At 64.6% G+C, this 22,803-nt stretch carries 22 protein-coding genes; 12 read left to right on the top strand and 10 right to left on the bottom strand.

What is annotated here, in order from left to right; genetic code table 11:
- Positions 1-123: 123 nt before the first annotated feature.
- Together FJ867_RS03960 and FJ867_RS03955 are read left to right on the top strand one after the other, a co-directional pair.
- Positions 124-1,080: an alpha/beta hydrolase gene (locus tag FJ867_RS03960; RefSeq protein ID WP_263496401.1), complete on the top strand. Its 957-nt coding sequence runs from the start codon at positions 124-126 to the stop codon at positions 1,078-1,080.
- A 27-nt stretch (positions 1,081-1,107) separates the two neighbouring features.
- Positions 1,108-1,539, top strand: coding sequence for a nuclear transport factor 2 family protein (locus FJ867_RS03955; RefSeq protein WP_140491522.1), 432 nt, complete (start codon positions 1,108-1,110; stop codon positions 1,537-1,539).
- Positions 1,540-1,600: 61 nt separating this feature from the next.
- Here the strand turns inward: FJ867_RS03955 and FJ867_RS03950 are convergent, their stop codons facing one another.
- Entirely contained in the window at positions 1,601-2,494 is an 894-nt protein-coding gene (locus FJ867_RS03950) for a LysR family transcriptional regulator (protein WP_140554653.1), read from the bottom strand.
- A 167-nt stretch (positions 2,495-2,661) separates the two neighbouring features.
- On the opposite strand from FJ867_RS03950, the gene FJ867_RS03945 reads away from it, so the two are divergent.
- From FJ867_RS03945 to FJ867_RS03925, 5 genes are all read left to right on the top strand, one after another.
- A complete protein-coding gene (locus tag FJ867_RS03945; RefSeq protein ID WP_140816601.1) occupies positions 2,662-3,852 on the top strand; it encodes an MFS transporter in 1,191 nt (396 codons plus the stop codon).
- A gap of 113 nt (positions 3,853-3,965) precedes the next feature.
- Complete coding sequence (locus FJ867_RS03940) at positions 3,966-4,316, top strand: cyclophilin-like fold protein (protein ID WP_319023022.1); 351 nt, start codon at positions 3,966-3,968, stop codon at positions 4,314-4,316.
- Positions 4,317-4,331: 15 nt separating this feature from the next.
- On the top strand, positions 4,332-5,348 hold the full coding sequence (locus tag FJ867_RS03935; protein WP_140514270.1) for a zinc-dependent alcohol dehydrogenase family protein: 1,017 nt from the start codon (positions 4,332-4,334) through the stop codon (positions 5,346-5,348).
- A 56-nt stretch (positions 5,349-5,404) separates the two neighbouring features.
- Positions 5,405-5,863 (top strand): cupin domain-containing protein, encoded by a 459-nt coding sequence (locus FJ867_RS03930; protein WP_140514268.1) that lies wholly within the window; start codon positions 5,405-5,407, stop codon positions 5,861-5,863.
- 63 nt (positions 5,864-5,926) lie between these two features.
- Complete coding sequence (locus tag FJ867_RS03925) at positions 5,927-6,667, top strand: carboxymuconolactone decarboxylase family protein (RefSeq protein WP_348640072.1); 741 nt, start codon at positions 5,927-5,929, stop codon at positions 6,665-6,667.
- Positions 6,668-6,825: 158 nt separating this feature from the next.
- Here FJ867_RS03925 and FJ867_RS03920 read toward each other — a convergent pair whose 3' ends face one another.
- Positions 6,826-7,383, bottom strand: coding sequence for a TMEM175 family protein (locus FJ867_RS03920; RefSeq protein ID WP_246670963.1), 558 nt, complete (start codon positions 7,381-7,383; stop codon positions 6,826-6,828).
- Positions 7,384-7,524: 141 nt separating this feature from the next.
- Positions 7,525-8,226, bottom strand: coding sequence for a GntR family transcriptional regulator (locus tag FJ867_RS03915; protein WP_181168309.1), 702 nt, complete (start codon positions 8,224-8,226; stop codon positions 7,525-7,527).
- Between the two features lie 218 nt (positions 8,227-8,444).
- On the opposite strand from FJ867_RS03915, the gene FJ867_RS03910 reads away from it, so the two are divergent.
- The 5 genes from FJ867_RS03910 to ggt all read left to right on the top strand — a co-directional run bounded on the left by FJ867_RS03910 (position 8,445) and on the right by ggt (position 13,995).
- Positions 8,445-9,485 carry an ABC transporter substrate-binding protein gene (locus tag FJ867_RS03910; protein WP_140559090.1) on the top strand — a complete coding sequence of 347 codons (1,041 nt, stop codon included), beginning with the start codon at positions 8,445-8,447 and terminating at the stop codon, positions 9,483-9,485.
- Between the two features lie 69 nt (positions 9,486-9,554).
- Positions 9,555-10,637: an ABC transporter ATP-binding protein gene (locus FJ867_RS03905; RefSeq protein WP_140524271.1), complete on the top strand. Its 1,083-nt coding sequence runs from the start codon at positions 9,555-9,557 to the stop codon at positions 10,635-10,637.
- A complete protein-coding gene (locus FJ867_RS03900) occupies positions 10,637-11,563 on the top strand; it encodes an ABC transporter permease (RefSeq protein WP_140524273.1) in 927 nt (308 codons plus the stop codon). The genes FJ867_RS03905 and FJ867_RS03900 overlap by 1 nt, the downstream gene beginning before the upstream one ends.
- The gene (locus FJ867_RS03895) at positions 11,560-12,360 is read left to right on the top strand and encodes an ABC transporter permease (protein ID WP_140559092.1); all 801 of its coding nucleotides are present in this window, start codon (positions 11,560-11,562) and stop codon (positions 12,358-12,360) included. The genes FJ867_RS03900 and FJ867_RS03895 overlap by 4 nt, the downstream gene beginning before the upstream one ends.
- Positions 12,361-12,408: 48 nt before the next feature.
- Positions 12,409-13,995, top strand: a complete 1,587-nt coding sequence (ggt, locus tag FJ867_RS03890) for a gamma-glutamyltransferase (protein ID WP_140563703.1) — start codon at positions 12,409-12,411, stop codon at positions 13,993-13,995.
- Between the two features lie 85 nt (positions 13,996-14,080).
- Here ggt and FJ867_RS03885 read toward each other — a convergent pair whose 3' ends face one another.
- The 7 genes from FJ867_RS03885 to FJ867_RS03855 all read right to left on the bottom strand — a co-directional run bounded on the left by FJ867_RS03885 (position 14,081) and on the right by FJ867_RS03855 (position 22,143).
- Positions 14,081-15,856: an ABC transporter ATP-binding protein gene (locus FJ867_RS03885; protein WP_140816599.1), complete on the bottom strand. Its 1,776-nt coding sequence runs from the start codon at positions 15,854-15,856 to the stop codon at positions 14,081-14,083.
- A 163-nt stretch (positions 15,857-16,019) separates the two neighbouring features.
- Positions 16,020-16,964 (bottom strand): acetamidase/formamidase family protein, encoded by a 945-nt coding sequence (locus FJ867_RS03880; protein WP_140491553.1) that lies wholly within the window; start codon positions 16,962-16,964, stop codon positions 16,020-16,022.
- Positions 16,954-18,597 (bottom strand): ABC transporter substrate-binding protein, encoded by a 1,644-nt coding sequence (locus tag FJ867_RS03875; RefSeq protein WP_140816597.1) that lies wholly within the window; start codon positions 18,595-18,597, stop codon positions 16,954-16,956. The genes FJ867_RS03880 and FJ867_RS03875 overlap by 11 nt, the downstream gene beginning before the upstream one ends.
- Positions 18,598-18,631: 34 nt before the next feature.
- Positions 18,632-19,552, bottom strand: coding sequence for an ABC transporter permease (locus FJ867_RS03870; protein WP_140491557.1), 921 nt, complete (start codon positions 19,550-19,552; stop codon positions 18,632-18,634).
- Entirely contained in the window at positions 19,549-20,415 is an 867-nt protein-coding gene (locus FJ867_RS03865; protein WP_210239460.1) for an ABC transporter permease, read from the bottom strand. The genes FJ867_RS03870 and FJ867_RS03865 overlap by 4 nt, the downstream gene beginning before the upstream one ends.
- Positions 20,416-20,434: 19 nt before the next feature.
- Positions 20,435-21,052, bottom strand: coding sequence for an ANTAR domain-containing protein (locus FJ867_RS03860; RefSeq protein ID WP_140491561.1), 618 nt, complete (start codon positions 21,050-21,052; stop codon positions 20,435-20,437).
- Positions 21,049-22,143, bottom strand: a complete 1,095-nt coding sequence (locus FJ867_RS03855; protein ID WP_140816595.1) for a transporter substrate-binding protein — start codon at positions 22,141-22,143, stop codon at positions 21,049-21,051. The genes FJ867_RS03860 and FJ867_RS03855 overlap by 4 nt, the downstream gene beginning before the upstream one ends.
- Positions 22,144-22,803: the final 660 nt, after the last annotated feature.

The raw sequence follows: 22,803 nt of genomic DNA, 5'->3' as shown, positions 1-22,803 counted from the left end.
GGACATTCATCGCCCTGATCGTTCCTGAGACAGTCACTCGTTGCGGCCTCCGCCGCCAGCCATTAATAAACTGAGGCTGACACACGAGCACGAGAAGCAGCCGTGAGCGAACCGACACAGCGAATGGTCGAGACCAACGGCATCCGCCTCAACGTCGCGGAGCAGGGCGATGGCCCTTTGGTGCTCTTGTGCCACGGCTTTCCCGAATCCTGGTATTCGTGGCGCCATCAATTGAGTGCGCTCGCGGCGGCGGGCTTTCACGCCGTCGCCCCCGACATGCGGGGCTATGGCAGGAGCGATCGGCCGGAGGCGGTCGAACAGTATACGCTCTTCCATCTGGTCGGCGACATGGTGGGCCTTCTCGACGCCCTCGAAGCGCCGACCGCCATCATCGCCGGCCACGACTGGGGCGCCGTCGTCGCCTGGCACGCGGCGCTGATGCGCCCGGACCGATTCCAAGCCGTCATCGGCCTCAGCGTGCCGTTCCGGCCGCGGGCCAAGGTGCGCCCAACCAGCGTGATGCCGCGAACGACGGACTCGCAATTCTACCAGCTCTATTTCCAGCAACCCGGCATTGCAGAAGCCGAGCTGGAGCGGGACCCCCGGACCACGGTGCGGGCCATGCTTTACGCCGCATCGGGGGATGCCTCGGGCACGAGCGCGGGTGGAATCGGCATGGTTCCACATGATGGAGGTTTCCTGCAAGCCGTCGAGGCACCGCCGGGCCTGCCGCCCTGGCTCAGCCAAGGCGACCTCGATTTCTACGCCGGCGAGTTCCAGCGCACCGGTTTTGCCGGAGGTCTCAACTGGTACCGCAACATCGACCGGAACTGGGAGCTGATGGCGCCCTTTGCGGGCGCGCGGATCAAGGTCCCCGCCCTCTATATAGCAGGCGACCGCGATCTGGTTGTCGCCTTCCCCGGAATGGATCAGCTGCTGGCCAATCTCGGAAATTTCGTCCCGCAACTCCGCGACAAGTTGATGCTGCCCGGCTGCGGGCACTGGACCCAGCAGGAACGCCCGGACGAGGTCAACGCCGCGATGATCCATTTCCTCCGGAGCGTGCGGGAACAGCGCTGATCCGAGGACACGACCGGAGCGGAAATCATGGAGATGAGCGTAAAGAGATTTTTTGAACGCTATCAGCGGTTTTTCAAGGAGTCGCTTGGCGGCGGCATGGATATGGATGAGGCCGCGTCGCTCTACACGTCGGAGTTCATAGCCGCCTCGCCTGCCGGCGTCGTGACCGGAAAGAACGACGATCAACTCAAGCAAGTCATGGCTCAGGGCTATGCCCACTACCGGGCAATCGGAACGAAAGAGATGCGGATACGCGACATCGGCATCTCGCCGATCGACGAGCATCATTGCGTTGCCCATGTTGCGTGGACCGCGACCTATGCCCGCAAGGGTCAAGCGGACGTCGAGATAGATTTCGACGTTCACTACCTTGTCCGGAAACTCGACGGCGAGCCGAAGATATTCGGATGGGTGTCGGGCGATGAGCAGGCGCTGCTGAAGAAGCACGGCATCATCTGAGGTCCGCCGCTCCCATTCCCGGTTGTGCTCAGCCCCGTCCTCGGCTTCTGTGTGGTGGCCATCATTGGCTGTGTTTTCGAAGCGCGTCGACAATGACCTTGAAGGCCGGCGAGTTCTGGCGACTGCTTGGATAGTATAGGTAATAGCCGGCGAATTTCGGCGACCAATCGTCGAGCACGAGTTGCAACCGTCCGGCGGCAACATGCGCCGTGACCAGATCCTCGGGCACATAGGCAAGCCCGTAGCCGGCAATCGCGGCGTCGACCATCGGCAGGGTCGAGTTGAACACGAGCTGGCCATCGACGCGGACGCGCAGAGCCTGGCCGGCCTTCTGGAATTCCCAGGCATAGAGGCCACCGGCGCTGGTCATGCGCAGGTTGATGCAATTGTGGCCGATCAGGTCTTGCGGCGCCTTCGGCACGCCACGTCCGGCGATGTAGGCCGGCGAGCCTACGGCAACAAGTCGCCAGTCCGGCCCGATGCGCACGGCGATCATGTCCTTCTCCACGCTTTCGCCAAGCCGCACGCCAGCATCGAAACCATCCTCGACAATGTTGCGCAATCCGTTGTCCCGGCTGAATTCGAGCTTGATGTCGGGATAGTCGGCAAGGACAGGCCGCAGTTTCGGCCAGACCAGCTGCTCGAGCGCATGATCGGAGACGGTGATGCGCACGGTCCCCGAGGGTTTGTCGCGATAGGCCGTCAGCGCCGCGATGTCGGTTTCGATATCGACGATGCGCGGTGCCAGGGATTGACGCAACCGCTCCCCCGCCTCGGTCGTCGAGACACTGCGCGTCGTTCGCGCCAGCAGCCGCAGGCCCAGGCGCGTTTCGAGCCGCTTGATGGTGTGGCTGAGGGTCGATTGAGTAATACCGATCTTGGCGGCGGCCTTGGTGAAACTGCGCTCCTCGGCCACCATCAGGAACCACAGAAGATCGTTGAAGTTTTCGCGCATGGCCTTCTGCCCCGCTGAATACGGCCCGACGTTATTTATGGCCTGCATCGATAAGTTCAAGCGACTTTCAGCCGCTAATCATTCCAATAGTCCGGCGCTATCTCCTGTCGCGAACAGGCCGCCGATGCGTTTTCCGGCGGCCGGCTTTTTGTGCGTGGTGACGGCTGATGGAAACGACTTACGACGACAGGCTGGTGAAGCCTCGGGCAGCATGGGGTGCGGTGTTCTCGATGACGCTTTGCGTCGCCGTCCTCATCGCTTCCGAGTTCATGCCGGTCAGCTTGCTGACGCCGATCGCCGACGGGCTCGGCATCACCGAAGGCCGGGCGGGACAGGCGATCTCGGTCTCCGGCATCTTCGCGGTCGTCACCAGCCTGTTCATCGCCGGCCTGACGCGGCATATCGACCGCAAGCTGGTGCTGACGTCGTTCTCGCTGCTGCTCGCCGTGTCCGGCTTGGTGGTGACCTTTGCGCCCAACTATGCCGTGCTGATGATCGGCCGCGTCTTGCTCGGCATTGCCATCGGCGGTTTCTGGTCGATGTCCACCGCGATCGTGATGCGCCTCGTGCCGGAGGACTCCGTGTCCGAGGGCTTGGCGATGATCAACGCCGGCAACGCCATCGCGGCAACCATATCGGCGCCGCTCGGAAGCCTGCTCGGCGATTATGTCGGCTGGCGCGGCGCGTTCTTCCTCGTGGTGCCGCTGGCCCTCTTTGCCCTTGTCTGGCAAAGCTTCAGCCTGCCTGCGCTGCCGCCACGCGGCCGCAAGGCGTCGGGCAATGTCCTCCGGTTGCTGCTGCGCCGTCAGGTCGCGCTCGGCATGACCTCGATCCTGTTGCTCTTCATGGGCCAGTTCGCGCTCTTCACCTATCTCAGGCCTTTCCTGGAAACCGTGACCGGTGTCGGCGTTTCGGCGCTCTCGGCGATCCTGCTCGTGATGGGACTAGCAGGCGTCGCCGGCACCTGGACCATAGGCCGGCTGCTCAAGACGCGGCTCTACAGCATCGTCATCATCATTCCGCTGGCCATGGCGCTGTTGGCGGTCGCATTGATCGTGCTTGGATCGATGCCGGTGGCCGTCACCGCGTTGCTCGTCGGCTGGGGCTTTTTCGGAACCGCGGCGCCGGTCGGCTGGGGCACCTGGCTGAGCCGCGCGCTGCGCGACGATGCCGAAGCCGGCGGCGGCTTGCAGGTCGCCGTCATCCAGTTCGCCATCACGCTCGGCGCGGCGGGCGGCGGCCTGCTGCTGGACACGCTCGGCTGGCGAAGCCCCTTCGCACTCGGCGCGGTGCTGCTTGTGGGATCCGCGCTGGCCGCGGCGGCAGCCGCCCATGACCACTCCAAGGGCGCACCATGACACGCAGCCACATGACGCGCCGCACCGCGGTTGCCGCCGCACTGGCAGCCGCGTTCGCACCCTCCGCCGCGCCAGGCCAAGCCGGCGGAACGGACGGACAGGAGAAACCGTTGATGAGGATTGCTATTGAAGTGGACGCAATGCGCCTGACGGCATCCCTGTTCGACAATCCGAGCGCGCAGGATTTCGCCGCGATGCTACCGCTCGATCTGACACTGGAAGACTACGCATCCGTCGAGAAGATCGGCTACCTGCCGCGCAAATTGCGGCTCGAGGGCAGCGGCCCGTTCGACAATGAGGCCATCGGCGACATCGCCTACTACGCGCCCTGGGGCAATCTCATCTTCTTTTATGGCCCCTACCGGTATTCGCGCGGCCTGATCCGGCTCGGCCGGCTGGACAGCGGTATCGCGCCGCTGCTGCGCGGCGGACGCTTCAACATACGCATAGAACGCCTGACATAGCTCAAGGAGAAAACCATGCTCGGAACAGTTCTTTACGGTGCCGGCGACATCCGCTGCGAGGAAGTGGCGGAGCCCGAAATCCTTCATCCCACCGACGCCATCCTCAAGCTCTCGGCCACCTGCATCTGCGGCTCCGACCTGTGGCCCTATCGCGGGCTCCAGCCGCTGAACGAACCGATGCATATGGGCCACGAATATTGCGGCGTGGTGGTGGAAGTGGGCAGCGCGGTGAGAACGGTGAAGCCCGGCCAGTTCGTCGTCGGCTCGTTCTGCACCTCCGACAACACCTGCCCGCATTGCCGCTTCGGCTTCCCCTCGTCCTGCGAGCAGCGCGAGTTCATGAGCCGGGCGCAGGCGCCGATGCTGCGCGTGCCGCTTGCCGACGGCACGCTGGTCGCCACCCCCGGCATGCCCGAGGACGATCTGATCCCGAGCCTGCTGGCGGCATCGGATGTGCTTGGCACCGGCTGGTATGCCGCCGACGCCGCGCGCGTCGAGCCCGGCGCGACGGCGGTCGTCGTGGGTGACGGCGCGGTCGGGCTGATGGGCGTGCTCGCGGCCAAGCAGATGGGCGCGGAGCGCATCATCGCCATGAGCCGTCACAAGACGCGCCAGGATCTCGCGCTCGAATTCGGCGCCACCGATATCATTTCGGAGCGCGGCGATGACGGCGTGGCGCGGATCAAGGATCTGACCCGCGGCGTCGGCGCGGAATCCGTGCTGGAATGCGTCGGCACGCAGGAATCCATGATGCAGGCGATCAACTGTGCCCGCCCCGGCGGCTCGATCGGCTTCGTCGGCGTGCCGCATGGCGTCCAGCTCGACGGCCAGGGCCTCTTCTTCGCCCAGAAGAGCCTGCTCGGCGGCCCCGCGCCCGTGCGCCGTTTTCTTCCGCATCTGATGGATCTGGTGCTGGAGCGCAAGATCAATCCCGGCAAGGTCTTCGACCTGACCCTGCCGCTGGCCGATGTCGCCGAGGGCTACCGCGCCATGGATGAGAGGCGGGCGATCAAGACGCTGCTTCGTCTGTAAGCGCCGCACTGCGTTCAGCCCACAAATGCAGGGGAGCGAACCTTAAGGAGACCAAAATGAAGAAAATCCTGACAGCAACGGCCGCGAGTGTGGCGGGAGGTATGCCCGTGCAAGCGCAGGGCATCGAAATCCGGACAAACGGCAGCACGCCGGCGATGATCGGAGCGGCAGAAAACTTTACCGGGCAAGCGGTCATCACTGCGCTGTTTCCCGCCACCGAGATAACGCGCGCAAGCACAGGGCTGGTGAACTTTGCTCCCGGAGCGCGCACCGTCTGGCACACCCATCCTGCCGGTCAGTTGCTGATCGTCACATCAGGCCAAGGCTGGATTCGCGAAGACGGCAAGGAGGCCCTCGTCATCAATCCAGGCGACGTCGTCTGGATTCCCGCCGGGGTGAAGCACTGGCATGGCGCGACCGCCACCAGCCCGATGGCCCATATCGCGTTGAGCTACATGCATGACGGCAAGAATGTCGACTGGCTGGAGCCTGTCTCCGACGAGCAATACCGCTGACCGTACGCAGGAACGAAAGGCATCATCATGAAACCTTCAACCATTCTCGCACTCGCTTTGTCGATGGGGGCTGCCGACGCTGCGGCGCAGACGGGATCGCAGACCGGCAGCCTGCCTCCAGAGGATGTGCAGGCCGTCTCGCCCGCCCTTGCGCGCTATGCGACGGACAAGCTTGCCAATGACGTTTGGAAGCGCCCCGGCCTGTCGCGGCGCGATCGCAGCATCGTCACCATCGCGGCGGTGGTCACCCGCAACCAGGGCATACTCCTGCCGGAGCAGTTGAGCCTCGCCCTCGACAGTGGCGTGAAGCCGGCCGAGATCTCGGAGATGATCACGCATCTTGCCTTCTATGCCGGGTGGGGCAACGCGATGGCAGCCACGGCGATCGCCAAAGCGGTGTTCGAGGCACGCGGCATCGGGTCGGACCAGCTCCCCAAGGCTGTCGTCGATTTGCTGCCGCTCGACGAAAAGGCGGAGGCCGATCGTGCCGCACGGGTCGAGCAAGGCACGGGACCGGCGTCGCCGGGCCTGGTGCGCGACACGACGGAAGTGCTGTTTCGCGACCTGTGGCTGCGTCCCGATCTCGCGCCGCGCGACCGCAGCCTGGTGACGGTCAGCGCGCTGGTCGCCGCCGGTCAGGTGGAGCAGATTCCCTATCATCTCAACAGGGCCATGGATAATGGACTGACGCGCGCCGAGGCCTCGGAGGTGATCAGTCATCTCGCCTATTACGCGGGATGGCCAAACGCTTTCTCGGCAGCCCCGGTCGCACGCTCCGTATTCGAGAAGCGCTCCGCCGACTGATCATTTTCGACCGTAACGACCCTGCCGTTCGAGCCGCGCGGCCTGACGCGGCCAAGTGGCGATGCGGCGAGCATCTGGAGACTGCCCAGCGCAAATTCAGGGCGGTCTGGCGGATCGAGGCCGAAAGCCGACGCGGGCGGCATGACCTGACATTGTGCTCAGCCGGCGCGCGATCCCGGCGCTTCCGGCCGGAGATAGACCGTCAGGCAGCAGCAACAGATCGCCAGTCCGGCGATCGGGTATTTCAGGGCGACGACCGCCGCCAAGCCGAAAAGGCACAGCGTCACCATCGAGCGGATGCGCATGACCTTGCGCACCTTGAGCGGAACGGTGTCGGCCGGCATCGGGTCGATGAGTTCCCGGATCAGGAGAATGTAGGTCAGGTTCACCAGGAAGAAGACGACCGCGTAGAACGCCACCGGCTGCGGGGCCAGCTCGCTGACCGCCATCCACGCGGTTGCCAACGGCAGCAGCGACACCGAAAACAGGTGCGCGAAATTGTACCACATCAGGCTGGTCGTCGCCGCCGTGGCGTGGCGCAGGAGATGATGGTGATTCGCCCAGACGATGGCGATGAAGAGATAGCTCACGCCGTAGCTCAGCCATGTCGGCCACAAGGCCAGCAACGCGGTGAAGGTCGGCACCTCCGGTGGACGCAGGTCAAGCACGAGCACGGTGATAAGGACGGCGAACACGCCATCCGAAAATGCGCTCAATCGCTCAAGCCCTGTCGAGGGAAGCACCTGGAGTGTCCTTGTCGAGGTTCGTCCGGCCTATGGTAGCATCGCCACCCGCAATATCCATGGCTGCCCAGTCGAGATCGCTAACGCGTTGCTTCGCGCCAAGTCCAACCCCGCTCACGACGCCTTGGCCAGAAAGCTCTGGTAATCCGATTTGGCCTGCAGCAGGCGCAGCACGTTCTCGCGCGAGCCGCGCACATGGGCGCGCGCCAGGGCGCCGGCGCGCTTGGCGTCGCCGGCGCAGATCGCCTCGACGATCTCGGCATGCTCGTCGCGGGCGATCTTCCATTCGTCGAGCCACAGCAGTTCCGTCCAGACATAGTGCTGGCACCTGTCGAGGATGCCGCACAGCATGCCGTGCAGCATGGCATTGCCGCTGATTTCGGCGATGACGCGGTGCAGATCGATGCCGACTTCAAGCTCCTGGAATTTTTCCCTTGTGGTTCGATCCGCAATGGCGGCCAGCCTCTCGCATTCGGCCAGCATGGCGCGCAGCCGCGCCTTGTCTTTCTCGGTGGCCGCAGCCGCCGCCAGTTCGGTGGCGTGGCCGTCGAGCAGTTCGCGGATGTCGAAGGCCTCGCGGAACATGTTTATGTCGAACTCGGTGACGGCGTAGCCCTGCCGCGGCCGGCCGGTGACCAACCCGTCGCGCTCGAGGCGGTTGAAGGCCTCGCGCACGGGCGTGCGGCTGACATTCAGCTTTGCCGCAATGTCGCTCTCGGTGACGCGCGCGCCCGGCGGGATCTGGCCGGTCACGATCATTGCCTTGAGCGCGGAATAGACCGAGTCGCGCAGCGTGTTTTTTGTTTCCTTGGCCAAGTTCCGTATCCAGTCTCCGGTCCGTGCCGGAAATCGATGTGTTTCGCGCGTAGCTGTATTCAAAATCGGCGCGTTTTGCCATTCCCCGGCCCCGGGTCGGTGGCCCCAAGGCCCCGCCGAGCGGTGTTGACTTCGCTGATCCCCGAGCTACACTCAAAATTGTATACAAAATCGCATGCGAAATCAAAAACAATGGGAACACCGGTTGGAGAACCGAAATGAACAGCACCAAAGGCATTAGCGTCGTTGCCATAGCGGGCCTCATGGCCACGGTCACGGCGCCCGCCGCGGCAGGCGACACCATTACCGTCGCCTCATGGGGCGGCACCTATCAGGAGGCGCAGGCCAAGGCCTTCTTCAAGCCGACCGCCGATGCGCTCGGCATCACCATCAAGGAAGACACCACCAACGGTCTCGATGACGTGCGCCTGCAGGTGACAGGCAACGCGGTGAAGTGGGACATCACCGAGCTCGGCGCCGACGAATGCGCGCGCGGCTCGAAGGAAGGGCTTTTCGAAAAGCTCGACTACAACCTCATCGACAAGAGCGGCATCGATCCCAAGCTCGTGCATGACGACTGGGTCGGCATCTCCTACACCTCCGTGGTACTCGTCTACCGGACCGACGTGTTCGGTGACAAAGGCCCCAAGACCTGGGCCGATTTCTGGAATGTGGAGAAGTTTCCCGGACGGCGCGCACTGAGCAGCAGTCAGGCGACGGAGACGCTTAGCGTTGCAGCCCTCGCCGACGGCATTCCGATCGACAAGGTCTATCCTGTCGACATCGACGGCGCGCTGAAATCGGTCGACAAGATCCGTGGCCATGTCGATGCCTGGTGGACTTCCGGCGCGCAGGCCATGCAACTGGTGAAGGACGGCGAGGTCGACATGGCAAGCATCTGGAACGGCCGCGCCGGCACCTTGAAGAAGGAAGGCGCGCCGGTCAGCTTCTCCTTCGACCAGGGCGTACTCACCGCCGACTGCATGGTCATTCCCAAGGGCGCCAAGAACAAGGAGGTCGCGATGAAGGCGCTGGCGATGTTCGTCAGTCCGCAATTACAGGCCAATCTGCCGCTTTATGTCGACAACGGACCGGTCAACGAGAAGGCGTTCGAGACCGGGAAGATCCCGCCGGAGCGGATCAAGGACATCAACTCGTCGCCTGAGAACGTCAAGAAGCAGGTGCTGCAGGACGCCGAGTTCTGGCGCGACAACCTCGTCGAGGCGACGGAGAAGTTCAACAATCTGATCCAGCAATAGACCGGAAACCCTGACATTGCGGGGCCGCCTGGCCCTGCTTCTTGGAGTCCTGCCCAGGAGAAAACAATCTTGTCCATTGCGCCATCCGCGCTGCCGATCGGCATGCGCGCGATAGAGAAACGTTTTGGCTCCGTATCGGTGCTGCGCGACCTCAATCTCGACGTCGCGGCCGGCGAATTCCTGACGTTGCTCGGCCCTTCCGGCTCCGGAAAGACGACGCTGCTGATGATCCTGGCGGGATTCGTCAGGGCCAATGCCGGCTCAATCAAGGTCGGCGACGAGGAGATCATCACCACGCCGCCGCACAGGCGCAATATCGGCATGGTGTTCCAGAACTATGCCCTGTTCCCGCATATGAACGTCTTCCACAACATCGCCTTTCCGCTGAAGCAGCGCCGCGTTCCGGCCGCCGAGACGGTGGAACGCGTCGAGAAAGCGCTGGAGTTGGTGAAGTTGCAGGGCCTCGGCGAACGGCGCGTCGACCAGCTCTCCGGTGGCCAGCGCCAGCGCGTGGCGCTGGCGCGCGCCATCGTGTTCGAGCCGCGCATCGTGCTGATGGACGAGCCGCTGTCGGCGTTGGACAAGGGCTTGCGCGAGCACATGCAGATCGAACTGCGCGCCCTGCATCGGCGGCTTGGCATGACGACTGTCTATGTCACGCACGACCAGCGCGAGGCGATCACCATGTCGGATCGTATCGCCGTCATGAATGCCGGGCGCATCGAGCAGCTCGACAAGCCCGAAATTCTCTACGCCGCGCCGCGCACCCGGTTCGTCGCCGGCTTCATCGGGGAATCGAATTTCATTCCCGTCGAATGCCGCAGCGGTTCGGTCTGGTACGAGGACAGGCAAATCCACACCGCGGCGCCGGCGCCGGCATCGGGCCAGCAGCTGATGGTGGTGCGGCCGGAAAAGCTGCGGCTGCTGTCAAATGCAGAGCCGGCCAAGGGCGTCAACGTGCTCAGCGCGACGCTCAGTGACGTGATTTATCAGGGCGACAGCTTCGTCTGCTACGCCGTGCTGCGCGACGGCAGGCAGCTGACATTGCGCGACTATTGCCGCAGCGACGTGCTGGCCAGGTTGCCGGCCTCCGGGCAGCCGATCGCGCTTGGCCTCGATGCGCAGGATACGATCCTGGTGGCGGCGGACTGATGAGCGTGCAAACCGCCACGATGGACGAGGCAATTGGCGCCATGACCCAGGACCTGAACGCGCATGCGTTGCGCGCCGATGCGCGGCGCGAGCAGTTTCGGCTGTTGGCGCTGCTGTCGCCAAGCCTGTTCCTCGTCTTTGCCATCATCATCGTGCCGATCGGCTGGCTGTTCTGGCTGTCGCTGTTCGACGAGGCCGGCGTCTTGAGCGCGGCCAACTATGCGCGCTTTTTCGAGCAGACCTCCTACATCAAGACCTTCCTCACCACCTTCAAGGTCGCCTTCATCGTCACCGCCGCTTGCGTGCTGCTGGGCTATCCCTTGGCTTATATGCTGTCGCAATTGCCGCGCCGGGCGGCGTCGATCTGCCTGATCTTCGTCATCCTGCCGTTCTGGACATCGGTGCTGGTGCGCACCTATGCCTGGCTGGTGATCCTGCAGCGCAAGGGGCTGATCAACAGCTGGCTGATCGACCTCGGAGTCATCAGCCAGCCGCTGCCGCTGGCCAACAATTTTTCCGGCGTCGTCATCGGCATGACGCATATATTGCTGCCGTTCCTGGTGCTGCCGCTCTACGCCTCGATGAAGACCATCGACACCGACTGCCTGCGCGCCGGGATGAACCTGGGCGCCGGCCCCGTCGCCACCTTCCGGCAGATCTTCTTTCCGCTGTCGCTGCCCGGCCTCGCCTCGGGCGTGGTCATCGTCTTCGTGCTGTGCCTCGGTTTTTTCGTCACGCCGGCGCTGATGGGCGGCGGCAAGGTTGTCATGTGGGCGATGCGCATGGAACAGACCACCAGTCTCTATTCCAACTGGGGCGCCGGCGCGGCGCTCGGCGTCGTGCTGCTCGCGGTCACGCTGGCGCTGCTCGGCCTGTTCCAGTGGCTGCTCGGCGCGCGCGCCACAGGTGTGTGGAGTTCGCGATGAGTGGAGATGTCGGCCTGCCGATCTCGCACCGGCAACGTCTGTGGCTCTATGCGCTGGGCGGCCTCGTGCTGCTGTTCCTGATCGCGCCGTCGGTCATCATCGTCATCATGTCGTTTTCGGATTCGACGCTGCTGCAGTTTCCGCCCCAGCAATGGTCGCTGCGCTGGTACCAGACCTACTTCCAGTCGCCGGAGTGGCGCGACGCGACGGTCGTCTCGGTCAAGGTGGCCGTTATGACAGCGCTGGTGGCGACGCCGCTCGGCACGGCCGCCGCCTACGCCATCAATCGCGGCACGCTGCGCTTCAACGGCAGCATCAACGCACTGATGACGGCATCGCTGATCGTACCTGTGATCCTGATCGGCATCGGCACTTTCTTCCTCTACGCGCGCATCGGGCTGAACAACACGCTGACCGGCCTGGTCATCGCGCATACGGTGCAGGCGCTGCCGCTGGTGGTGCTGACGGTGCTTTCGGGCCTGCGCTCCTACGACATGAACCAGGAGCGCGTGGCGCGCAGCCTGGGCGCCGGACGCGTAGCCGCCTTCTGGCAAGTTACCATGCCGCAGATCCGCTTCTCGATCGTCTCGGGCGCGCTGTTTGCCTTCATCACCTCCTTCGACGAAGTGGTGGTTTCGCTGTTCATCTCGGGCGGCGAGACGACGACCTTGACGCGCCGCATGTTCAACGCCCTGCGCGACCAGATAGACCCGACGATCGCTGCCATCTCGACCTGCCTGATCGTGCTGTCGGTCGTGCTCTTGTCGGTGGCGCAGATCTTCGGCAGACGGCATTGATTTCACCGGACCAATTGGCTTCAAGTGACCAGGAGATATTCGGACAGAATGCGTGATTTCCAGTTTCCCGGCCGCTCGCCGGTCCGTGCCACCGAAGCGATCGCCGCGACCTCGCATCCGCTTTCGACGCTTGCAGCCATTGACATGCTGCGCGCCGGCGGCAATGCCATGGACGCCGCTGTCTGCGCCGCCGCCGTGCAGGGCGTGGTCGAGCCGCAATCGACCGGCATAGGCGGCGACTGCTTTGTCCTCTATTGCCCCGCGGGGCAGGGACACGTGCTGGCTTTCAATGGCTCCGGCCGGGCGCCCGCCAAGGCGACCGTGGACTGGTATCGCGACAAAGGCTTCAGCGAACTTCCCAAACAGGGACCGCATGCCGTGACCGTGCCCGGCGCGATCGACGCCTGGTGCAGGCTGCTGGAAGACCATGGCAGCAAGGACCTTGCAGAGGTGTTGGCGCCGGCGATCAACTATGCCGAGAACGGCTATGTCGTGCATGACCGCGTCGCCTTCGACTGGGCCGAACCGGAGACCGACCTGTCGGCCGACGAGCACGCCGCGCGCATTTTCCTGCCGGGCGGCGAGGCGCCCAGGGCCGGCGACGTGCACCGGCAGCCGGAGCTTGCCGCCACCTTACGCATCATTGCCAGGCATGGCCGCGCCGGGTTCTATGAAGGCACCGTGGCCGACGACATTGTGAGCCGGCTCAGGGCGTTGGGCGGACTGCATTCGCTTGAGGATTTCGCTTCGACCAAGGGCGATTATGTAGCGCCGGTCAGCGTCTCCTATGGCGGCCACGAGATCCACCAGATGCCGCCGAACAATCAGGGGCTGACGGCGCTCGTGATGCTGAATGTGCTGTCGGGGCTCAGGCTCGGCGAGCTCGACCCCGGCGGCGCCGAGCGCCTGCACTTGGAGATCGAAGCGGGGCGGTTGGCCTACCGCGACCGCGACCGTTTCCTCGGCGACCAGGACCATGTGCCGGTGCCGGTAAAAGAGCTTCTGTCGGCCGCCTATGCCGAGCGGCTGCGCGCCGAGATCGACCGCCAGCGTGCCATGACGCACCTGCCGGATGTGCAGCTGCCCGGCAGCGACACGGTCTACATCTCCATCGTCGACCGCGACCGCAACGCGGTCTCCTTCATCAACTCGACCTATTATTCCTTCGGCAGCGGCGTCGTCGGCCCGAAGACCGGCGTGGTGCTGCAGAACCGCGGCTCGAGCTTCCGCCTCGACCCGGCGCATCCGAACGCCATCGCGCCCGGCAAGCGGCCGATGCACACGATCATGCCCGGCATGGCGACGCGAAACGGCCGCGTGGTGATGCCGTTCGGCGTCATGGGCGGCGGCTACCAGCCGTTCGGTCACGTCCATCTTTTGACCAACATGCTCGACTTCGGCATGGATCCGCAGCAGGCGCTCGATGCGCCGCGAGTGTTCTACAATGACGGCATGGTGGAGGCCGAGCGCGGTGTTCCCGCTGATGCGATCGAAGGCCTGCGCCGCCGCGGCCATGCCATCACCCAGCCGCACCATCCGCTCGGCGGCGGCCAGGCGGTGTTGATCGACTGGGAAAAGGGAACGCTGACCGGGGCGTCGGATCCACGCAAGGACGGAATGGCGCTTGGGTATTGATGGGATCGGGACAGCCGTCGCGGCCCGGATTTGGCTGCAGTTGCCGCAGCAAGCGTCGGCGCCGCCCCACATGAGCAGCATACCCTCACCCCGCCACCAGGTGACCGCCTCCGACATCGCTCAGCGCCAGCCTCTGCGGGCTCTCGCCCAGCCTCCGCGTCGCACTCGGTATCTCCTGGTCCAGCCTTGCGAACCGGCTCCTGCGCTTCGCCGGATCGGGCACCGGCACAGCTTCGATCAGCCGCCTGGTGTAAGGGTGGCGCGGGTTGGAGAAAACCTGGTCGCGCGTGCCCATTTCGACGATCTGGCCGAGATACATGACGGCGACGCGGTCGGAGATGTTTTCGACTACGGCCATATCATGGGAGATGAAGAGGTAGGCGACGCCGAATTCGCGCTGCAATTCCTTCAACAGGTCGAGCACGCGCGCCTGCACGGAAACGTCGAGGGCCGAAACGCTTTCGTCGGCGATGATCAGCTTCGGCCTGAGCGCCAGGGCACGGGCGATGCAGACGCGCTGGCGCTGGCCGCCGGAGAATTCGTGGGGATAGAGCTCCATCTGGCCGGCCGACAGGCCGACACGCTCGAATAATGCCGCCACCCGCTCCCTGCGCTCTTCCTTCGAAGCGACGCCATGGATGACCAGCGGCTCGGCGACGAGATCGCCGACGCGCATGCGCGGGTCGAGCGAAGCGTAGGGGTCCTGGAAGATCATCTGCACGTCGCGGCGCACCGCCTTGCGCTCGTCGCGGCCGAGGCCCGACAGGTTGCGTTCGCCGATGACGATGTCGCCGGTATAAGGCACCAGTCCGGCCAGCGCCTTGGCGGTGGTCGACTTGCCGCAGCCGGACTCGCCCACCAGCGCCAGCGTTTCGTTGGGCGCGATCGAAAAGCTGACGCCTTCGACGGCATGGACGCGCCGGTTGACCCGGCCGAAGAAGCCGCCACGCAGGTCGAACCGGACATGCAGATCGGTGACATCGGCGACGTTCGCCGGCGCAACCGGCTCGGCAATCTCTTTCGATTTCTGGCGGCCGGCGCCAGTGCCGATGCGCGGCACGGCGGCGAGCAGCTCGCGTGTGTACTCGGCTTGCGGCCTGGCGAAAATGTCCGATGTCTTGCCTTCCTCGACCATGCGGCCATGCCGCATGATGATGACGCGGTCGGCCATTTCGGCGACCACGCCCATGTCGTGGGTGATGAGGATGACGCTGGTGCCGTGCTGGCGCTGCAGGTCGCGCAGCAGTTCCAGAACCTCGCCCTGCACGGTGACGTCGAGCGCAGTCGTCGGCTCGTCGGCGATCAGCACGTCGGGTTCCAGCGCCAGCGCCATGGCGATCATCACCCGCTGGCGCATACCGCCGGACAGCTCATGCGGAAACTGTTTCAGCCGGCTTTCGGCTTCCGAAATGCGCACTGCCTTCAACGCCTCGCTGGCGCGGCTTCGGGCCTCGGCGGGCGAGAGGCTGGTATGCGCCTCGATGGATTCGGTGAGCTGGCGGCCGATCGACAGCACCGGGTTCAGCGAGGTCATCGGCTCCTGGAAGATCATGGCGATGCGGTCGCCGCGGATGCGGCGCATCCGGCGCTCGTCGAGCGCTGTGAGATCGGTGTCGCCCGCATCCCCGCCAAGAAGGCGGATCGTGCCCGAAGATATGCGCGCGGCGGGCCGCGGCAGTAGTTGCATGATCGCCAGCGCGGTCATCGATTTGCCGGAGCCGGATTCGCCGGCGATGCAGAGCGTCTCGCCGCGTGAAAGCGTCAGAGAGAGGTTGGAGACGACGTCGCGCTCGCCGTCCTCGCCACGCACGGAGACGGAGAGATTGGCGATGTCGAGAATTGTTTCGGTGGCTGAGGTCATTGCAGACGCAAACCTGCAAGGGATTTATTCTGTGGCGCCCCCAACCCGGACCTTCGGTCCGACCTCCCCACAAGGGGGAGGTAGGGCGCCGGTTTTTTACTCTCCCCCTTGTGGCGAGGGTCGCTGCGAAGCAGCGGGGTGGGGGTGCAGCGCCGACCGAACATCATTCGAACACGCAGCGCGGGAAGTAGAACGACACCACCCAGTTCGGCATGTCGACGATCTCGCTGATCCTGAGATCGCCACAGACCGAGGCCAGCATATAGGCCTCGACCGGATCGATCTGGTAACGGCCGGCGAGCAGGTCGATCATCTGGGCGACCGCCTCTTTCGCGCCGGTCATCAGGTCCGGGCCGATGCCGGTGGTCACCTCGTAGCCCTTGGTGTCGAGATGACGCGTCACCGGGCCCGGCGTGGTGAAGCGCGGCATCTTCAGCCTGGCGTCCTTGACCAGGTCGAGCTTGAGCACGACGTCCATCGGGCTTTCGATCGCCGTGCCGCAGACCTCGCCGTCGCCCTGCGCGGCATGCGTGTCGCCGACCGAAAACAGTGCGCCGGCCACCTCCACCGGCAGATAGAGCGTTGTGCCGGCGGCGAGGTCGCGAATGTCCAGATTGCCGCCGACGCGGCGGGGCGGCACCACCGAGTGATGGCCCATCTCGCCCGGCGCGTTGCCGATGGTGCCGGCGAAGGGTTTCAGCGGCACGCGGCCGTTCTTGCCGAACAAGGCCGGCTCCAGCGAGGCGGCATCGTATTTCCAGATGTTCAGCGCCGGCTGCTTGAAGTCGTCGGCGAGCAGGCCGAAACCTGGAATGTTCGCCGTCCAGCCGAAGCCGGACGGTTTGAACATCTCGATCGTCACCTTCAGCGCGTCGCCCGGCTCGGCGCCCTCGACGAAAATCGGCCCGGTGACAGGGTTGATCCCGGCGAAGTCGAGCTTGGCGATGTCGGCGACGGTGCTGTCGGGCTTGAGCTGGCCACCGGAGGAATCGAGGCACTGAAACTCGATGGTCGAGCCGGGCGCCACGCGCTGCGCCGGGGCAAAGGAATTGTCCCAGCCGAAATGGTGATGGCGTCCGTGGATGGTGTAGTCGCAGTTATTGCACATCTTTTACGTACACATTGTCGTAGTTGATCGGGATATGGACCGGGTCGACATAGAGGTTGTCGGCGCCGCCCATGCGCGCGGACTTCATGGTGAAGCGCTGCTCGTTGAAGACCGGCGCCCAGGGCGCGTCCTCCATCACCTTGTCGTAGATGGCGCTCCACATCTTGTCGCGCTCGCCTGATTTGGCTGGGTCGACCACCGAGTCGGCCTCGGCCGCCTTGGCGTCGAGGTCCTTGTTGCAATACCACGACCAGTTCCAGCCGCCAGGCACCGCGCCGGCGCAGCCGAGGATCGGACCGTAGAAGTTCGATGGGTCCGGGAAGTCGGCGATCCAGGCCATGCCGCCGGACCAGATCATCGGCGCGCCGGCCTTGTCGCCGCCGGCGGCGATGACGTTTGCCTGGGCGAGCGACTGGATGCTGGCCTTGATGCCGATCGCCGCCAAATCCTGCTGGATCGCCTGCGCGATGCGCGGATTGGGATCGGTGTTCATGGCGAAAAGCTGCGTCTCGAAGCCGTCGGGATGGCCGGCTTCGGCCAGCAGCGCCTTGGCCTTGGCGACGTCATAGGGATAGCCCTTGTACGCCTTGTCGTAGCCCGGCATCGACGGCGGCAGCGGCTGGTTGGCCGGCACGGCGCGGTTGTTGATGATCTGCACGACGCGCGCCTTGTTGATCGCCATGTTGACCGCCTGGCGCACCTTCACATTGTCGAACGGCGCCATGGTGGTGTTCATGGTGACGTAGCCGGTGTGCAGTTGCCCGCCCTCCACGACGCGCGCCTTCTGCTCGGGATCGGCCATCACCTCCTGGAACTTGGCCGGCGGAATGCCGTCGCCGGGCACGTCGATCTCGCCCTTCTGAAGGCGCAGCAGCGCCACGATCGGCTCCTGGCCGATTTCGAAGGTGATCTTGTCCAGATGCGGCAGTCCCTTATGCCAGTAGTCCGCGTTGCGCTCGAAGACGATGCGCTGGCCGAGCGTCCACTCCGCGAGCTTGAAGGCGCCGGTGCCGACCGGATGCTTGCCGAAATCGGCGCCGTATTTCTCGACCTCTTCCTTCGGCACGACATGCGAGAAGTTGATGGCCATGACATGCAGGAAGGTGGCGTCGGGCCGGGTCAGCTCGAACTTGACGGTATAGGGGTCGACCACGGTGACACCCGATAGTGTCTCCGCCTTGCCGGCGGCGACATCGTCATAGCCCTTGATCGAGCCGAAGAAGCCGGCGCCGGGGCTCTGCGTCTTCGGGTTGGTGACGCGGTCGAGCGAGTATCTCACGTCCTCGGCGGTCATTTCGCGGCCATTGTGGAATTTCACACCATGGCGCAGCTTGAAGGTGAAGGTCTTGCCGTCGGGCGAGATCTCGTAGCTTTCGGCGAGATCGGGCTTGAGGTTCGTGGTGCCCGGCTCGTAGTCCATCAGCCCGTCGAACAGGCTCTTGATCATCGACCAGTTCTGCCAGTCATAGCCGATCGCCGGATCGAGGGTCGCGACATCGTCCTTGTAGGTGATGGTGATGGCGCCGCCCTGCTTGGCGTTGGGATCGACGGCGTCCTCGGCGCGGACGCTCGTCATGCCGAGCATCAGCGCCAGCGCCGATACGGCCACGGTGGATGCGAGAAGCTTTTTCATTGTTATGTTCCCTTTCTCTGTTGGTTTTCTGGTTTCATCTGAGCTTGATGCGGGGATCGATGAACGGGGCGATGATGTCGGCCAAGAGATTGCCGAGCACGATGGCGAAGGCCGACACCAGGGTGACGCCCATGATGATCGGAATGTCGACGCGCTGGATCGCCTGCCAGGCGAGTTGGCCGATGCCTGGCCAGCCGAACACGCTTTCGACCACCACGATGCCGCCCATGAAGATGCCGATATCGATGCCGATCATGGCGATGACCGGCAGGATGGCGTTGGGGAGCGCATGGCGGAACAGGATGGCGCGGCGGGCCAGGCCCTTGGCGCGGGCGGTGCGCACATAATCCTGGCGCAGCACGTCGATCATCGAGGAGCGCATCATGCGCGCGTACCAGCCGGCGCCGAGAATGCCCATGGTTAGCGAGGGCAGCACCAGATGGCGCCAGGTGCCGTAGCCGCCGATCGGGAACCAGCCCAGCCGCACGGCGAACACGTAGAGCAAAAGCAGGCCGACGACGAATTGCGGCGCCGAGACGCCGACGAAGGAGGCGACCATCAGCGTCTGGTCGGTGGCGGTGCCGCGCTTGACGGCGGCGATCAGGCCCATGCTGAGCCCGATCAGCAATTCGCACAGGATGGCGCCGACCATCAGGAGCAGGCTCGCCGGCAGCCGCGAGACGATAAGCTCGGTGACCTCGGAGCGCTGGATGTAGGAGCGGCCGAGATCGCCGCTGGCGAGCTTCGTGAGATAGTGCCAGTACTGGACCACGAAGGGCTGGTCGAGGCCGAGCTGCTGGCGGATGTTCTCGACCGTCTGCGGCGTGGCGCTGCGGCCGGCGATCTGGCGCACCGGGTCGGCAGGCAGCAAATAAAGCAGCGCGAAGGTGATCAGCGAGACGCCGAGCAGGATGAGCAGCGACTGGATCAGGCGGCGGCCGAGATAGGCGATCATGCCCGGCCCCTTTGCGTCGGATCGAGGATGTCGCGCAGCGCGTCGCCGATCAGGTTGAAGGCCAGCGCCAGCGCCAGGATCGCCGCACCCGGGAAGAACACCAGCCAGGGTGCCGCCTGGAAGTAGGTCTGGTTCTCGAAGATGATGTTGCCCCAGGAGGCCGTCGGCGGCTGCACGCCGATGCCGAGGAAGGAGAGCGTCGCTTCCAGCAGCACCGTGGTGGAGATGCCGAGCGTGCCCCAGACGATGATGGTGGGCAGAAGATGCGGCAGGATGTGGCGAAACAGGATGCGCGGCGCGCTCGCCCCGATGGTGCGTTCGGCATCGATGAACTCGCGTTCGGCGAGCGAAGAGGTTTCGGTGTAGATGACGCGCGCGGTCTGCACCCAGTTGACCAGCGCGATGACCAGAGCGACGATCCAGAGACTTGGCTCGAACACTGCCGCCAGGCAAATGGCGAGCAGCAGCGCCGGAAACGCCATCATCAGATCGGTGAAGCGCATGAGAGCGCTGCCGATCCAGCCGCGGAAATAACCCGCCGTGACGCCGACTAGCGTGCCGATCAACAGCGCCACGCCATTGGCGGCGATGCCGATGATCAGCGAGGTGCGGGCGCCGTAGAGAATGCGGGTCAACAGGTCGCGGCCGAGCAGATCGGTGCCCAGCCAGAATTTTGCGTCAGGCGGCAAGGGCGAGCCTTCCAGCGTCAGCCCGTCGAACATCTGCTCATTCGGGTCATAGCCGGTCAGCCATGGCGCGAGGATCGCGCCGGCAAGGACGATGGCGACGATGAACAGACCGAGCAGCGCCAGGCGGCGTTTGACCAGCCGGCGCCAGACGCCGGCGCGCGACTTGACCGGCATGCGTGCGGCCGCCGGGAGGTCAGGCGCGATAGGAGTGGTCATCGCCGCCTTCCTCACCCGTTACTTCCTCATTGGTCATTGCCACGATGCGGCGCGCCGCATCCTCGACACTGATCTGCCAGCTCATCGCCAGCGAGCGCAGCTGCGCGTAGGCGCGATCGTCGTCGGCGCCTTTCGAAAGTGCCGCGACGGCGCGCACGATGGTCTGGCGCTCGGCGACACGCTGACGCAGCGAGGCGATCTCGCCGGCCAAATGTTTTCGCGCCTCGAAACTCTGCCTTGCGATCAGCAGCGCGCTGTAGACGCCGGCGGTGCCGACCGGCTTCAGGAGCTGCGCATCGGCCTTGTGCGAGAGAGCCCATTCGATGCGGCCGGGCGCCTCCGAACCGATCAGCGCCACCAGCGGCATCGGCGCCTCGCCGGCCTTCCACGGGAATTGCTCGTCGAAACCGAGATCGGCGTCGAAGAACACGAAATCGGCGGCCAGCGCTTCAGGCGGCAGTTCGGGCCAGCAGTCGACGGTGACCAGGCCGATGGCGGACAACTGCCTGGTGATGGCCTGCACGGTCGGGTGCGGGCGATGCAGGATGAATGCCCTGGCGCCGCCGAGATTCGGGATGCGCGATGGCCTGGTCACGACACCACCCTCAGGCGCGGCCGGCCGAATGTCGTGGCGGGGTCGTAGCGTGACAGGTACGGATCGGGCGCGACCTCGTGCTGCCGGCTGACGACCTCGAAGAAGCCGTCGGCGATCCGGCCGATGATTACCGGCAGCGTTGCGTGCTGGGAATGAGCGTCGATAGCAATCGGGCCGAGCCGGGTGGAGAAGCGCCGTTCGGCGAAGGCCTTGGAAAATTCCGCCGGACCGGCGTCGGGATCACGCGAGAGCACGTCGGCCATCACTTGCACGGAGGCATAGGCGGAGGCCTCGAAAGACGAGGCGAAGGCCGCCGGGCGAGGCGCGAAATACGGCCCGACCGACAAATGCCCCTTGCCGGTTTCGCCGATCGCCGGCAGCTCACCCTCGGTGAGGTTGCAGGAGATGATCGGGCACACCTCGGGGCTGAAGGCCGGGTCCTCAACGCCCAGGTCGCGGTAGGCCGCCAGGAAGGCGTAGGAGGAGGTGCCGATCAGGTTGTTGAGGACGAAGTTCGGCCGCGTCGCCCGGATCTCGGCGATCAGCCGCGACACGTCGGTCTCGCCTATGCGCAGATAGCGCTCGCCCAGAACCTTGCCGCCGGCATCCGCGATCAGGTCGCGCGCCACGCGGTTCATCTCCCAGCCCCAGATGTAGTTCGAGCCGAGCAGGAAGCCGTTGGCGCCGAAGCGGGGCACGACATGGGCCATCAGCGGCACCAGATGCTGGTTTGGGCAAGCGTGCATGTAGACGACGTGCTCGTTGGCCTCGAAGCCTTCATAGGGGCAGGCGTACCAGAGCATGCCGCCGGCTTTTTCCAGCACCGGAATGGTCTCCTTGCGACTCCAGGAAGTGACGCAGCCGACGACATGGCGGGCGCTGCTGGTCTTGAAGATGTCCTCGCAGAGCGTCGCATAGCGATCGGCATTGCTTTGCGGGTCACGCTCGACGGGCATCAGTTCGATACCCGAGCCGCGGTCGGCATTGGTGTCGGCGATGGCGCGCATGGCGCCCGTCCGGCACGCATCGGAGACGAGCTGGTAGCTTCCCGAGCGGGAATAGAGGATGCCGATCTCGATACGCCGTTTCAAACAGATCCCCAAAATAACAATGCCCCGCAGCCACCGCCGGAGGGCGAGGCATACGAGGCATTCTTGCCGCCCGGCGATCAGGGCCGGTATTTTCAGCCTAAACTATTCCGTGCCACCACGCAGTCAAGCGGGAAAGTGGGTAGTGTCTCAGTTTGAAATTAGACGCCGCGCTTGTCGCGATCCTAGCCAAACTCCTATGGAAAAGCGGCGCGATTGAAAAGAACATGTGACCTTTTGGACCGGTCGGAATCAGGCCGCCTTGCGCCGTATGAGAGATGCTAGGACGGTACGCATTCCTGAGTATGCCGGGCCGCCGATTGTCACTTCCCAGTCAGTGCCGCGTTTACGGGGAAACTTAGCACTGCGTAGCGCTTCACGGAATGCTGTCGGCTCAACGCCTACGGTTTGAGCCATTTCTTCAGCGGTTGTGTATTTGGCTATCATGAAATCTCCTGTGCTTTCCTCTAGGCATATAGGGATTCAGAGCGGAATGCGCCAGCAGACCGGCCAGATCGCAACCGGGACACTACGGGAAAGTGCGTTCGTCAGCTCAACCGCGGCGCTGCGGCCCGTTTGGCGCGGCGGCTAGGCTACCGTGCTCGCCGTTCAGAAAATTTTGAGAGAATATTCCGGGCTTCCGGGCGAACCGGGAACGCGGTT

It is taken from the genome of Mesorhizobium sp. B2-5-3, from assembly GCF_006441005.1.
Lineage (GTDB): Bacteria > Pseudomonadota > Alphaproteobacteria > Rhizobiales > Rhizobiaceae > Mesorhizobium.
The sequence above is the reverse complement of the archived record's forward strand: the minus strand, read 5'-3'. Positions and strand labels throughout refer to the sequence as shown.